Annotated in this window: 12 protein-coding genes; 2 read left to right on the top strand and 10 right to left on the bottom strand. The window is 38.3% G+C overall.

Annotated features, from left to right (window positions below):
- Window positions 1-115 precede the first annotated feature (115 nt).
- Complete coding sequence (locus CLOAM_RS03930) at window positions 116-439, top strand: hypothetical protein (protein ID WP_015424561.1); 324 nt, start codon at window positions 116-118, stop codon at window positions 437-439.
- Window positions 436-864, top strand: a complete 429-nt coding sequence (locus CLOAM_RS03935; RefSeq protein ID WP_015424562.1) for a nucleoside-diphosphate kinase — start codon at window positions 436-438, stop codon at window positions 862-864. The genes CLOAM_RS03930 and CLOAM_RS03935 overlap by 4 nt, the downstream gene beginning before the upstream one ends.
- Window positions 865-1,680: 816 nt before the next feature.
- Here CLOAM_RS03935 and CLOAM_RS03940 read toward each other — a convergent pair.
- From CLOAM_RS03940 to tilS, 10 genes are all read right to left on the bottom strand, one after another.
- Window positions 1,681-2,556: a tetratricopeptide repeat protein gene (locus tag CLOAM_RS03940; protein WP_015424563.1), complete on the bottom strand. Its 876-nt coding sequence runs from the start codon at window positions 2,554-2,556 to the stop codon at window positions 1,681-1,683.
- Between the two features lie 3 nt (window positions 2,557-2,559).
- Window positions 2,560-5,598, bottom strand: a complete 3,039-nt coding sequence (locus CLOAM_RS03945) for a S41 family peptidase (RefSeq protein ID WP_162010052.1) — start codon at window positions 5,596-5,598, stop codon at window positions 2,560-2,562.
- Between the two features lie 128 nt (window positions 5,599-5,726).
- Window positions 5,727-7,019, bottom strand: coding sequence for a FapA family protein (locus CLOAM_RS03950; protein WP_015424565.1), 1,293 nt, complete (start codon window positions 7,017-7,019; stop codon window positions 5,727-5,729).
- Entirely contained in the window at window positions 7,012-7,701 is a 690-nt protein-coding gene (locus CLOAM_RS03955) for a polyphenol oxidase family protein (RefSeq protein WP_015424566.1), read from the bottom strand. The genes CLOAM_RS03950 and CLOAM_RS03955 overlap by 8 nt, the downstream gene beginning before the upstream one ends.
- Entirely contained in the window at window positions 7,698-9,008 is a 1,311-nt protein-coding gene (locus CLOAM_RS03960) for an MFS transporter (RefSeq protein WP_015424567.1), read from the bottom strand. The genes CLOAM_RS03955 and CLOAM_RS03960 overlap by 4 nt, the downstream gene beginning before the upstream one ends.
- A gap of 2 nt (window positions 9,009-9,010) precedes the next feature.
- A complete protein-coding gene (gene hslU / locus CLOAM_RS03965; protein ID WP_015424568.1) occupies window positions 9,011-10,375 on the bottom strand; it encodes an ATP-dependent protease ATPase subunit HslU in 1,365 nt (454 codons plus the stop codon).
- Between the two features lies 1 nt (window position 10,376).
- The gene (gene hslV / locus CLOAM_RS03970) at window positions 10,377-10,907 is read right to left on the bottom strand and encodes an ATP-dependent protease subunit HslV (protein WP_015424569.1); all 531 of its coding nucleotides are present in this window, start codon (window positions 10,905-10,907) and stop codon (window positions 10,377-10,379) included.
- Window positions 10,908-13,142 (bottom strand): ATP-dependent zinc metalloprotease FtsH, encoded by a 2,235-nt coding sequence (gene ftsH, locus CLOAM_RS03975; protein WP_015424570.1) that lies wholly within the window; start codon window positions 13,140-13,142, stop codon window positions 10,908-10,910. It lies immediately after the preceding gene.
- Window positions 13,136-13,684, bottom strand: coding sequence for a hypoxanthine phosphoribosyltransferase (hpt, locus tag CLOAM_RS03980; protein WP_015424571.1), 549 nt, complete (start codon window positions 13,682-13,684; stop codon window positions 13,136-13,138). Before hpt ends, ftsH begins: the two co-directional genes overlap by 7 nt.
- Window positions 13,665-15,113 carry a tRNA lysidine(34) synthetase TilS gene (tilS, locus tag CLOAM_RS03985; protein ID WP_015424572.1) on the bottom strand — a complete coding sequence of 483 codons (1,449 nt, stop codon included), beginning with the start codon at window positions 15,111-15,113 and terminating at the stop codon, window positions 13,665-13,667. Before tilS ends, hpt begins: the two co-directional genes overlap by 20 nt.
- Window positions 15,114-15,306 lie beyond the last annotated feature (193 nt).

A 15,306-nucleotide genomic window follows, 5' to 3' on the forward strand; every position in this document is an offset into this window, starting at 1 on the left:
CCTTTACGGGCAATAAATTCTTCTTGACAGAGCAGGGCTTGATTTCTTCATTGTTTTACAAAGATTCAGAATCCTGTGTTTTGTCCAGAATTATTTAACTTGGGAGTTAAAAAAAATGCTAAATCATGAGGACTTACAGATTAACTATGAAAACCTGCTAAAGTTGGGCTATGTAGTTGTGGATATCCGTTATAAGGAATACGATATTTGTCAGGAAACACCTAAACTGGTAATTGCCAGGGTTGATTCTGACCGGGATGATTTCTACCAGGATATGCTTAAACTTTACACCGGAATTGAATTTAAGCCCAATGAGATGTATGAAATTTGGACTGATATCCTAAAGCACAAAATCAAAATGAGTATGGTTCTAAACCGTGATATTGCTATCAAAGTTGCCGCTCTGGATTTTATTGAAACCGTTTATACGGCAAAATGAAGGAAAAATCACTTCTGCTAATTAAACCCAATGCAGTTCGCAATAAACATATAGGGCATATTATCACCATTCTGGAAGAAAATAATTTTCATTTTTGCGCGCTTAAAATTTTCCGTTTTAATAGAGAACTGGCGGAGCATTTTTATGCGGAACACAAAGGAAAGAGCTTCTTTGAAAACTTGTTGAACTTTATGATGTCGGATTTCATTGTGGCAATCATTGTCCAGAAAGATAACGCTGTTCAGGAGTTGCGAGATTTAATCGGAGATGTAAATCCCGAAAAAAGAAAACCGGGAACTATCCGCTATCTTTATGCCGAAGGAATTACCGAAAATGCAGTTCATGCTTCTGACTCCATTGATAGTGCAAAAAGAGAAATAGGAATAATATTTAACACCGAGAACACCGAAAACACCGAAAAATGAGGTAGTGAGAGGGTTGGAGAAAGCTTTGACTTACAATTTTCACCGGTGAGAAAGTTTTGACTTACAATTTTCACCGGGGAGAAAGTTTTGACTTACAATTTTGCCACTGCCCTCACAGAAACTACAAACATCAATTTATCCACACTTACAACCAAATTATTACTAGTCTCTTCATTTCAAAATTGTGAGTTAAAACAAGAAGCAAGCACACATACAACCGAGCTATCTCCTCCCCTCAATGCTAATGGTAACGAAGGAATATATATTTTGCGATGAAGGAACTTCACATTTCTTTTTTTCTCTTTTTGGTGTTTTTAATGGTTACCGTGTAATTTGTGGGTAAGTTGAAATGAGGTTGGAAAGGAGCGGGCTTTTTGTTTTAGCTCACAATTTTTTAATTCGAAAATCAGTACAAGCTCGGTTGCAAGTGTAATAGATAGTGGGTTGTGTATCCATTGAAGGCAGGTTAAAATTGTAAGCCAAAACTTCCCAGGGGTACTTCGCAAATTTTTCGAGGGGCTTACACCACCATCGCTATCCTTGTGTCGCCCTTTGGGGCTTTTGGAACCGGGAAAAGTAAAAATATAAAATGGAAAAAAATTCGGGGCTTTCATTTTACGAGGGGCTTACGCCACCATCGCTATCATTGTGTCGCCCTACGGGCTTTTATGGAATCTAAACCCTCTCAACTTTCTAAACCTTCTCAACCATTAAACCTCTACAAACCCTCTCAACCATCTCAACCCTCTCAATCATCTCAACCATTAAACCTCTACAAACCATCTCAACCCTCTCAACCTTTTTTAAATTCATTTTTCATTCCAAATGCGGGTTTTCCAGTCGTTCTTTGAAGAGATAAAGGACAGGCGAAAAACGGGAAATATACCTTTTAGCGATGTCAAGGACTTTTTTAGCGTTTTTATAATCGTTTTTTTTCAGATACAGGCGAATCAGTTCTTCATAAACGGCATTGATATAGGGATTTATTTCCTGCGCTCTTTGTAAAAGTTCAATAGCACGGTCGTTCATTCCGATATTTACAGCTGCATTGGCATAAGCCATAAGGTGGTCGGGGTTAGTTATTTCTCCTAATGATTCATATTCTGCAAAGCAGTGATATGACTTCAGCCAGATACCCTTTTTTCCGTAAACCAATGCGGAAAGGAGCAACAGTTGTCTATGTTTACCAAACTTATTTTCAGCAGTTAAAATGATTTCATAAGCGCGGTCGTAGTTTTGGATGCGGACATATTGTTCAATCAAAAGAAAATATATAAAAGGATTGTCATCCATCACTTTCAAAATTTTATGAATTATATCAATACTTTCCTGGTATGAACCCAAAAAAGCATAAGACAAAGCAATATTATAAAGGATTTCCGGAGGTGGGTCAGGGATCCGATTATAATAGCTATTAGCAATTCTATATTCCCCTAAGGAAAAATAGCAAGTACCAATCAAAAATAGCAACTGGGGATTATCCGGAAGCAGGGAAATCGCTTTAAGATAATAGCTGAGGGCTCTTTCAAAGAGTTGGCGTTCCAAATAAATATCCCCAAGGTTAACAAGGAGGGAAAGATTATCAGGTTCTTCTTTCAATGCTTCCTGAAGGATATAGACGGCTTGCAGCCAGTTTGTTTTTACCAGGGCATTAGCCCTTTGAATAAGATTATTTATTTCATTTAAGTTCATAATTTACTTTAGCTCTTTCATCAGTTCTTTAACGGCACGAATGAGTTGAGGGTCGCGTTCTGCAATAATATCTTCGGGTAAATTTTCTACTACTATATCGGGCTGAACACCTGTTCCTTCCATATTTGTGCCATCCAGTTTATACCATCCGGTTCCTGGCATTCGCATAGAAGAACCATCCTGAAGATAGTAATGCCAGGTGCCGATAACTGCTCCGCTGGAAGGAGTTCCGACAACTTTTCCCAATTTCAATTCCTGATACACAGTAGGGAAAATTTCTCCATCGCTGAAGGAATCCTCATTAACCAATACAATGCTTGGTTTATCCCAAATATTATGTGGTTCGTAACATAGAACACGACTGTATCTACGGCTTGTTGTGTAGGCATATTTCTTTTTCTGGAGCAGGGTAATAAGTTTGTCGTGAATATGTCCGCCATAGTTTCCACGCACATCAATTACCAGTGCATCTTTATCAAAATTATCAACTACAAAATCACGGTAGAATTTTTGCCAATCATTTTCTCCCATAGCGGGAATATGGATATATCCAAGTTTTCCGTGGGAGAGTTCATCCACCAGTTTTTTGTTCTTAGCTATTTGATAATCATATTTCAATTCAGACATTTGGGAATAGCTTAAGCCCGTAATTACGGCTTCGGTAATATTTCCTTCCTGTAGGATAGTCAGTTTTATCTTTTTCCCAATTTTTCCTGCCAGCAATGAATCTAAAGAAGTGTGTGCAGTAATTTTAACTTCATCAATATGAGTTAAGATACAGCCATCTTGAAGATGATAGAAGCTGCCCAAACGGGAGGTTGGATAAATTCTCTCCAAGCGTATTCCTTCTGCTAAAATATTCTTATAATCAAAATCGGCTCCGAGCCAGGCAACAGGATTGGTAAAGGGTTTATATTCTTCCCTGGGGTAAAAACCGGTATGGGAAGCGTTTACATCTCCAATCATTTCTTCTATAATGAAAGCCACATCATAGATATCCTTTGCTTTTTCTACATAAGGACGGTAGAGCTGAAACAATTCTTTCCAAGGAACATTATGCATAGCAGGGTCATAAAAGTTATTGCCAAAGGCGCACCATACCTCTTCAAACACCCGCAGATTTAAAAGTACCTTATCATATTTGTAATCGTATTTAATTTTTATATCTTTTCGGGCTGAAGTATCCAGATTGTAGGACTTCAGTTCTTGATTAATAAGGTAATAAACTGTATTATTAACTTTATTGTAATAACCTGCATTTCTACCGAAATTAAACACTTCTTTCTGATTTTTTCCGTAGATATTGGCTTTTTTGAGGATGGAATTCTTTTCCTGCTGTCCATTATTTTCAATATAATAGAAAGTGCTGTCACTTATTATGTCCAATACGAAATTGTAGTTATCTTTTGCAGTGATAACAGGATAAAAGCGTTTTTCCAATCCTTCCCAGACGATTTCCAAAGGTTTGGGTTTTTCTTCTTTTTTCTCTTTCCAAGTGCTTTCAATTTCCTGAATGCCTTTTTTCTCATTTTGCATTTCTTCATTAGTACTATCGGCTTTACTCTTTTCCGGATGCAGGATTTCGTCCCAAGGGTCTGTATCTAATTCAAATTCATCTCTGGGAACCAAATCTAAGCGGTAGATATCACTATTGCGGGTTAAGAGGATGGACTTATTATCGGAAGTCCAGAAAAGATTTTGCCACCAGCCGTTATCAGCCAAAAGGCGTTTACTGGAATCTGCCTGAACATCATACAGATATAATTCTTTCACATAATTATCTTCGCGTAAAGTTCCATACACTGCATATCTACCGTCTTCAGTGAAGGCAAAATTGGTTGTAACAGCCCAAGGTGTATTAACTGGACGGATATTAACAAAACCCGAATCGGCAATAGCAATTTTTTGATGTCTGTAATAATCATCATATTTGAAATACCAGCGTCCGTTTTTATCTTTATAAAGCTCTGTAACACATAAACTATCAGCTCCAAACCAATCCACAGGAGAAAGAGTGATAACCGAATCTGCTGTTGCCGTAAAAAGTTTCACAATTCCATTATCCAGCTTGCTTATTACCATCTGTCTTTTATCTAAAAATTGCAGACCGAATATTGAACCGTGGTCAAAACTAATCTGTTTTGCCTCTCCACCTTTAACTGGAGCAAAAAAACTATCATAATTATGGGTAAAACCAACCAATAATTCATCCGTAGAGATAGTATAATCGTCAATAGTGGTATTTTCATAACTGCGGACAATATTTTCTTGCCATTCGTCTTCGCAAAGGTCTATGAACAGTGGACTTACTTTCTCTCCCGTTTTGAGAGTAGGATCGTATTTGTAAATAGTATTAAAATATTCAAAAACCAGCCGGTCATTATTTCTTGACAAACTGATTCTGCGAGCGCTAAAGGGTTTTAGATTGGTAATTTTTTCGGGTTTGCGAAAAGATAGTTTATTCACCTTGTTAATCTGAAAACATTTACCATCGGAGGCACAATAATATAGTGCTCCTGTCTGCGAAAAACTGGGATACAATTCCGAAAGTTCCGTATTGGTAAGCTTGGTATATTTTTTCGTAGGAAGATCAATTAGCCAAAGTTCTCCGTTGCCACTACCGCGATATGCTTCTCTTCTGGAATAGCCACCTTTTTGAAATACGATTTGTTTGTTGTCAGGACTTAAAGTAGCAAAGGAACTGCCAATTTCAGCAAGCAGAACAGGACGCGAACCATTAATAGGAACTTTATAGAAAGATAAACCCCAACGCGGAGAATATTTGGTACACAAAAGATTTTGGGAATCGCTAAACCATTCTGAAATTCTGAATGACTCATAATTTACGGCTTTTGCCTCTCCTCCCGTAGCTGGCATTATATAAATCAGATTCTGCCCTGAGCGGTCAGAAGAAAAGGCAAGCATTTTGCCATCAGGACTAAATTGGGGATTCCATTCATAAGAAGTGGTGTTAGTTATTCTACGAGGTATTCCTCCTGCAAAAGGAACCAGCCAAAGGTCATTACTATAGACATAACACACTATTTCTCCATCTGGAGATATGGCGGGTTCACTCGTAAAATATGCCTCCTGCGCCACCAGAGGACAAGCGCAAATCAGTATGCACAATAGCTCCAAGATTTTTTTGCTGTTAACACTAATCATTTTCCTTAGTCCTTTTCCTCAAATTCAAGACCTTTTTCTGGTCTGTTAACTTCATAACTGTGTTTTAAGATGCGAAATACAACAGGTGGTCTGATTACATCCTGTACTTTTATTTTTTTCGGTTTTTGTTTTTCGCTTTTCAGAATTTGATTTAGTTTCTCGTCCAAAGCTCTTTCATATTTTTCAATGCGGTTTTCCAATTCTGCAATTGTGGTAGCATTTAATTCTTTATCTTCTTTCAGGTGAATAAGTTCCCTAATTAAAAGCAATAGCAGGTTACGATAAAAGGGGCAAAGTGCTATTTCTATTTCGGTTTTTGTCCGGTCGTAAGAACCGGCTTGAAAAACAGTAATTGATTCCCCTGCTTGAGTTAAGCCCCCGCAGATCTCACTGCTGTTCAAGTCACCTATTATTTCTCCGTCACAAACAACGGTAGAATTCTCAATTTTATCCGTAAAATGGATGTTATTCAGGCAAAGAACATAAGAATTGAGAATACTACGGCATTCCAGATTTCCCCAAACGATAATTCCTTTCCTGTTTGAGGAAATTATATCCCCTGCTATAAACATATTCTTAGCACAGTTAATAGTTGAGAATTGAATATCGCCCTGAACGCTTATATCTGCCTCACAATGAATATCGGCATAAGTTATGCTTCCTTCAATAATCAAATTGATAGGGCATTTAACTTTTGTCTCTGGTGGGATTTCATTTCCGTTTAACAATACCCTATCCAACAGGCAGATACAGCCATTTTCATCCAAATAAGGAAAGCCGTCTACAAGAGCAGAAAATTGTTTGTTTTGGACATCATAAGCTATATTATCACCTGCCAGAGCTTTTGCCTGTTCCGTATCTACCGAATTGGCATCAAGCAAGTTTCCGAAAATATCATAGATACTGCCTCCTTGTGCAAAAATATTACTGGAATATTCTGCTACAACATCTCCTGAACGAAAAACCTTCAATTTCTCCAAAGTGCTAATATTTATTCCGTTTTCGGGACGGGAAAGCAAATCAGGATTAAAGTTATAGCGTAACATACTGGTAACTTCTTTTTTATTGCACATTGCAATAGGAAAGGGAACTTCAAATTCCTTTTCCAGTGAATGTTTGCATATATAATCAATCGCTTCGTCAAATCCGCTTTTAATACCTGCTTCTTCAATAAGGGCAAGAATTTCGTTTTCATCTATAAGGAAGTCCGTTTTTTTGATTGTTAGCCAAGCAGATAGAGGTTCCTCGCGGATTTCCAAAATCAGATTTCCTTCTTTATTGACATAAGTTTTAGCCATAAAGGATACCTACAATATTTATTTGACGGTTTTTGGTTTTTTCCCGACGATAGGAATGATAATTGGAACTTTCAAAAGTGCAATCAGTAACATTTTCAATATTGATTTCCGGAATTCCTTCTTTAATAAGTTGAGCATTGAGAATTTTCCTGAGGTTCAGATGCCTGTTTTGGGTTAAATCCGGTTCCAATCCCATTTTCCGGAGAGCTCTATTAAAGTCATCAAAGAGCTCCTGGCTTACTTCATAATGTTTATGACAAATACCGGCACCTACTATGGCTATGATATCGGTCAACTGGCAATAAAAATGACTTTTCATCTTTCTTATTGCTTCTCCAACGATATTTTTCTGTGTCCCTTCTCTGCCGCAATGAAGACCTGCAACTACATTTCTGCGACTATCCATTAATAAAATTGGATAGCAATCGGCAGTCCGAATAAGTAAATATTGATAGGGTATATTGGTAATTAAACCATCTGCTAAAGGAATTTGAGGTTTTTTACCGATGCCTGCTCCACAATCAATTTCCCGACAAATGTGCACTTCTTTGGAATGTGTTTGTTCAGCAATAACTAAACGCGAAACGGGAATTTTTATTCCTTCCAACATAAAATCCTTTTGCAAGTGCATCAAAGTACGGTAGTCAGGTTCTCTTTTCCCCAAATAATAGAACAATTTCATCTTGCCGAAATCTCCGGTGCCAAAACTCTTTGCCTGTAAACATCCGTATTATCACTAATAACTAACATTCTTAAGACACCTCGCAAAAATTTCGGAACTATCCTCAAGCCGTTTAATGACCACAATAATAATAACAAACCACACACAATCAAAGTGAAGCGAGCTCCAATTCTGCTGGATAAAGTTCCCATCAACAAACTTCCTAATGGCGACATACTTGCTGAAGCCATTGTATAAAGTGAAATAACTCTTCCTCGCATTTCCAGAGAAGAAATACTTTGAATTAAAGTATTCGTAGTAGCCATTGTCATCATTCCCGCTAAACCTAAAAACACCATAAAGAACATACTAAGCGGAATTGACCCGGAAAGCGAAAACAATATACAGGCAATACTGAAAGTTAAACATAAATAAACTAAACGAGTAGGCATTCCCCGAATATTTTTGCGCGAAGCCAAAAAGAAGGAACCACATAAAGCTCCTACACCCATTGAAGACATTAGCAAACCCTGCGTTGCCGAAGTGCCGTGTAAAATATCCTTGGCAAAAATAGGCATCAAAGTGGAAAAAGACATCCCGAAAACAGTGAAAACAGCAAGGTTACTAAGCAAAAAGCGAATAGGCATATTCTCCCAGGAATACTTCCACCCCGAAAATATTTTCTTCAGCGTCGGTTCTTTCTGAGGAGGAACAGGAGGATAGCTTATCTTTATGAAACACAATGAAATAATAACAGGTATATAAGAAATTGCATTAATAGCAAAACAAACCCCCTCACTGAACATCATTATTAAAAAACCTCCAATAGCAGGTCCAATCAAACGTGCTCCATTAAACATAGCGGAATTGGTTGCTATAGCATTGGGCAATAATGTTCTGGAAGAAACAAGGTCCATTACAAAGTTCTGACGAATAGGAGCATCCACAGCATCAATAATTCCTTGAATAAAAGATAAAATCAAAATTGGATACCAAACCTGCTTATTGATTACTCTGGTTAAAACCAATAATGCTAAAATACCTGTTTGCAGGCAAAAAGCAATTTGCGTATAAATCATTGTCCGATGACGGTTTAAACGGTCTGCCCAAGCACCTATAAAGGGACTTACAAAAACCGAAGGAATCATTGAGAGAAAACTTACTAAGCCAAGTAAAAAAGCAGAACCGGTTAAGCGATAAACGAACCAGCCCATAGTTGTTCGCTGTATCCAAGTTCCGATTAAAGAAATTCCTTGCCCCATAAAAAAAATGCGGTAGTTGCGGATAGTTAAAGAGACAAAAATTTCTTTTATTTTATTGATTACCATCGCTATAGGATAAATCGGGAAAGGTCCTCACTTTCAATTACGGGACTAAGGTGCTCGGTTACCATTTTTTTCGTAATTTTAACGCTTTTTAGTGTCTCGGAAGGCATTTCAAACAGAAAATCATCCAATAGTTTATTCATCACTGTATGCAAACGCCGAGCTCCAATATCTTCCATTTTTTCATTGGCTAAAGCAGCAAAACGGGCAATTTCCCGAATCGCTTCCGGCATAAATTTCAGTTCTACTCCTTCACTCCGGAAAATTGCCTGATACTGTTTAGTTAAAGAATTTTCCGGTTCGGTTAAAATGCGTTCAAAATCCTCCTGTGTTAAACTATTCAATTCCACCCGGATAGGAAACCTGCCTTGCAATTCCGGAATGAGGTCTGATGGTTTTGCTGTGTTAAAAGCGCCTGCTGCAATAAACAAGATATGCGAAGTATCAATCATACCATATTTGGTAGGAACTTTACTGCCTTCAACTATAGGAAGCAGGTCTCTTTGGACGCCACTACGCGAAACATCAATACCTACCTGTTTATCAGTATTGGCTATTTTATCAATTTCGTCAATGAAAATAATACCGTTTTCTTCCACTGCCATCTTAGCTGTTTCAACAAGTTTGTCTTTACTTATCAGACGGTTAATTTCGTTTTCCACATAGAGTTTCCAGGCACTATGAACAGTGGTTTTGACTTTCCTTGGTGTTCCTTTCCCTTGAAAAATATTGGAAATCATTTCGCTGATGTCAAAATCCAGTAATTCCAGTCCCGGTCCCGGAAAAATCTCAAAATTGGGAAGGTTATCTGTTTCAGGTTCAACTTCAATTTCCTTTTCATCTAAACTACCGGAAAGCAGCTTTTTGCGCATTTTTTCCCGACTGCGTAAATAGCGTTCATATTCAGGTGTATCGGTGTTATTGGCATTTTGCTTCATCTTTTTACTGCGCGGAAGCAATATATCTAAAATCATTTCCGTAGCATTTTTTTCCGCTTCGGGACGCACCTCTTCAATCATTGCTTCGCGCACTTGGCTAACCGCATAATTCATCAGTTCACGCACCATTGATTCTACATCGCGTCCTACATAACCTACTTCGGTAAATTTGGATGCTTCCACTTTGATGAAGGGAGCATTTGTTAAACGGGAAATTCTTCTGGCAATTTCTGTCTTACCAATACCGGTGGGTCCTATCAGGATGATATTATTAGGCATAATTTCACCCTTGATGTCACCGGAAATTTGCTGACGCCGCCACCGATTACGTAAAGCGATTGCTACACAGCGTTTTGCCTGGTCTTGGCCAATAATATATTTATCCAGTTCCTCAACAATCCGTTTAGGAGTTAAGTATTCATTAATTAACAATTTATATTTCCTCTACAATATAGTTATTATTAGTATAAATGCATATTCCTGAAGCAATATTCAGTGCCTCTACGGCAATTTCGCTTGCTCCGAGTTTGGTTTTATGTGCTAAAGCGCGAGCTGCTGCCAAAGCATAATTTCCGCCACTGCCAATGGCTATAATATTATCATCGGGCTCTAAAACATCGCCTGCTCCGTTTATTAGCAGAATGGAATCTTTATCACCCGCAATAAGCATTGCTTCCAGGCGTCTTAAGATTCTATCCTGACGCCAGTCCTTAGCCAGGTCAATAGCTGCTTTTTTCAAATTACCCTTATTGGTTTTCAGTTTTTCTTCAAATCTTTCCAGTAAACTGAAAGCATCGGCAGTAGCACCGGCAAAGCCAACAATTACCTTTCCATCATAAATTTTGCGTATTTTCTGGGCTTTACCTTTTACAATAGCATCGCCCATAGTTACTTGTCCATCACCGCAAATTGCTGTTTTGCCATTGCGGTGAATACCTATTATAGTAGTACCATGCATTATCATTTATGCTGTTTCCTCAGATTTATTATCCTTGTTTTCTGCTTGTTCAATGGTTTCCGTAGTTTCAGCGGTTTCCGTGGTCTCAGTTGGTTGGGAAGTTGTTTTTTCACTGTGTTCAAAGCGTAGTTCCAGGGCTTTTTTATATTTTTCTTCTACCAATTCTCGTTCTTCTTCACGGCAATTTTCCAAAATTAAATTAAAAATTTCATCAGTGCCCAAGGTTTCCTTTTCCTGCAGTTCTTTAGCCATAATATCCATCAATTCCCGGTGCTCGTTCAAAAGAGAAATTGCCTGAGAATAAGCATTACTAACAATATCCCGTATTTCTCTGTCAACCAGTTGAGAGGTCTCATCACTGAAAATATCGTGAGAAACGAGTTCTTTACCCAAGAATATTTCTCCCTGCTCCTTGCCGATAGTTATAGGACCAATCTTATCACTCATACCCCAGGAACAAACCATTTTTTTAGCTATATCGGTACAGCGTTCCAAATCGTTACCAGCTCCGGTAGTATATTCTTGAAAAACAACTTCTTCGGCTGCTCTTCCTCCTAAAAGTGTTACCAGCATTTGCAGTAAATAACTTTTGGAATAGTTGGTTTTATCGGTCATCAGATAATGCGTTGCACCACCTGTAAAACCCCTGGGAATAATAGAGACCTTATGCACGGGCTCAACCTTATCCAGATACACGGATGTAAGCACATGGCCTATTTCGTGATAAGCAGTAAGCTTTTTATCTTCTTCAGGAATAACTCTGCTCTTCTTTTCTTTACCCAAAAGAAGCTTATCTTTCGCTTCTTCAAAGTCCTCCATCTGGATTTGGGTTTTGTTTTTACTGGCTGCAATCAGAGCCGCTTCATTCACCAAATTAGCTAAATCCGCACCACTAAAACCGGGAGTTCCTCTGGCTATCAATTCCAGATGGACATCGTTTGCCAGAGGGACTTTAGCTGTATGCACCTTCAAAATTTCCGTTCTGCCTTTAATATCGGGTAAATCAACTACCACTCTTCTGTCAAACCTTCCCGGACGCAATAATGCCGGGTCAAGAATATCGGGACGGTTTGTAGCTGCAATAATGATTACCGCTTCGTTGGGTTCAAAACCATCCATTTCTACCAAGAGCTGATTTAAGGTTTGTTCGCGTTCATCGTGTCCACCACCTAAACCGCTTCCCCGATGTCTGCCAACAGCATCAATTTCATCAATAAAAGTAATACAGGGTGCATTTTTCTTAGCTTGGTCAAAAAGGTCACGCACTCTGGCTGCTCCAACGCCAACAAACATTTCCACAAAGTCCGAACCGCTGATAGAAAAGAAAGGAACTCCTGCCTCTCCGGAAACAGCTTTAGCAAGCAGGGTTTTGCCTGTTCCAGGTTGCCCTACAAGTAAAACTCCACGCGGTATTCTTCCACCTAAGCGTTGAAACTTTTTCGGGTCTTTCAAAAATTCCACAATTTCCTGCAGTTCCTCTTTTGCTTCATCTACTCCGGCTACATCTTTGAAAGTGATTCCCGTTTTACTGGCTTCGTATAAGCGGGCTTTGCTTTTTCCGAAACTGAATGCTTTGGCATTTTGAGCATTCATTCCCCGGATGAAAAACACCCAGAAGATAATCAGCAAAAGAAATGGCAATAGATAAGATATAACTCCAGCCCAACGAGAGGGTTTCGTAGCGCTAACCTTAATTCCCAAGGCAACAAGTGAATCCACCAGTTGAGGATTTTCATAAGGCACAGTAGTAGAGTATTTTTTATTTGCTATATCGGTATAAAAGATGTCCTTCTCCGCAAATTGCACCTGTGTTATCTGGCCATTAGCAACCCGCGTCATAAAATTGCTGTAACTCTCTTTGGTGATGGCAGTTCCACTGCTGTTGTAGGTATGAAATATAATCACTATCAAGAGAATTAACATTATAATTAAAGGTAGCGAGAAAGGCGATTTCTTAGCAGGGGCATTTTTCGGGCTTTGCGGATTGCGTAAATTGGGATTGGGATTGGGTTTATCCTTTCTGTTAAGAGTTCTTTTTTTCACGATTATCATTCTGATGATACTGATTACCGATATTATCAACAGTGCCAAAATAAACCAGTTCATCAGCGTGGAAAATTGCATAATCGCTTTTCCCGTTTCCGGAATTGTTTGCTGTGGAGTAATTAAGGTATCTGCGGGAACAGCATTAAGAGCACTGAATGTTATCAGGCATAAGGCAATAAGTATGTATTTTAGCATTTATAAAGCTCTTCTTTCAAAATTCCGATAAAGGGTAGGTTACGGTATTTTTCTGCAAAGTCAAGTCCATAACCGACCACAAATTCATTTTTAATGGAATAACCGATATAATCAAAGGTCACATCCGTCTTATGTGCATCCGGCTTATCCAATAGCACACAGGTCTTCAAGCTGGAAGGTTTATGCTGCCAAATATAATCCTTGATATATGCCAAAGAAAGACCGGTATCCACAATATCTTCAACTACAATCACATCCCTGCCTGTAATGTCAATATCTATATCCTTCCGAATTTTTACCACTCCACTGCTGCTGGTTTTAGTTCCATAACTGGAAATAGCCAGAAAATCCACTTCCACAGGGATAGTTATACTGCGCACCAAATCAGCTAAAAAGATGAAACCACCTTTTAAAATGCCTATCATCACAGGTGTGCTGTTTTTATAGCTGTTAGAAATTTCCAAGCCCAGTTCGCGAATACGGGTTTGAATTTGGTATTCGTCAAAAAGAACAGCGGAAATATCACAATTCATCTGATTCATTGTTTCCTCTTTTCTTTTTCAGGATTGCTTTTCGGGATTTTACTGAAATATTCGTTGCCGTTATTTGCAAATAGCGGGTTGTGTTTTCATCATAGCGAACCCGATTATCCAAACGGTATCCCACAATCCAAAATAACTTTTCCCCGTCGTCAAAAACGGGAATTAAATCCCTCTCATATTTTGGCACTTTTTCGTCAATAAAAAACTCTTTCAGCCGTTTTAACTGTGTCATTCCGAAGGGAACAAACTGGTCACCCGGTTGGCGAAAACGAATAATAAAAGGAATATTTATTTTATCCGCATCAAGAATAACCCGGCTTTCCAATTCATCCCCTGTTTGCTCTTTGGGCAACACACGTAAGTATTTAAAATTAAAACGATAATTTCCATAAACTGCCATAGTGCGGTCGGCATCAATAACCAATGGTTCAGTTTCTTTTACTTCTTTTTCCGTTTCTATTTGCACTATAACTTCAGCATATTGTTTGATAACGGTTATTTTATGAGGCAAGTTCAGACATTTGCTGCCTTTCCCATTCAATATATTTTCAATTGCCTGAAAGTGAACCGCAAAAAAATCGTTTTCACTTCCGCAAACATAGTGAAAAGCACTGCGAAACAAATAATACCTTTCAATTGGGCTTAGTTTCAATAAAGGGGTAAGTTCAAAAACAACTTTTCCCGGTTGAATGTCTATACATAAGCGTCGGAATTGAGTTTTACTCCTTTGCTTAAAAATTGTCTCTGCCTGTGAAAAAAGTTCCGCTAAAAAAAAGAGATGCGATTTTAATGCTGGATTGAATTCCTTTTCTAATTGGGGCATAATCTCATTACGCAAAAGATTTCTCCGAAATTTTGTCTCCAGATTACTGGAATCCGTTCGCCAGGAAATTCCCGCCTGCTTAAGAACCTCTTCCAATTCCTTTCTGCTGAAACATAATAGCGGATGGACAACTTTTCCTGTTATCCCTTTAATTCCTGCCATTCCACTTATTCCTGCTCCTCGTAAAAAATTTAGCATCACCGTCTCTGCTTGGTCTTCTTTTTGATGTGCCAACAGGATTTTATCAAAATTATAACTCTCTAAAATTTTATTAAAAACCTCAAAGCGCAATTTTCTTGCCTGATTTTCCAGATTACCCGTTTCAGGAACTACTATCTTCCGAATAATTACCGGGATATTTAAATCTTGACAAAGCTGTTTCACAAAGTCCTCATCTGCATCACTTTCCGCACCCCGAATTTGGTGATTGATATGAATAACTAATAAAGTTAAATTCAGCGGAACTCTAAGTCGTGAAAAAAGATAGAGCATAGCATTGGAGTCCGCACCTCCAGAACATCCCAGTAAAAGCTTATCTCCATTATGAATAAGCTCATTCTCTTTGATGTTTTTTTCCAGCCGTTTTAATGCTTCGGCAATCGTCATTACTTATTTTTTTCTCCCCTCATTAATCTGTTTTACTATCTTTTTTTATCTTGCTTTCAATGTCAACTGCTTTTTTTTAACCCGGATTTTCTCTTTGTAAAAAATATCTCGGTGACCTCGGTGTTTTCAGTGTTCTCGGTGGCTAAAAAATGAATTGTAAGTATTTTCTCGGTGACCTCGGTGCTCTCGGTGT

Origin of the sequence: Candidatus Cloacimonas acidaminovorans str. Evry (genome assembly GCF_000146065.2) — a bacterium.
Taxonomy (GTDB): Bacteria; Cloacimonadota; Cloacimonadia; order Cloacimonadales; family Cloacimonadaceae; genus Cloacimonas; species Cloacimonas acidaminivorans.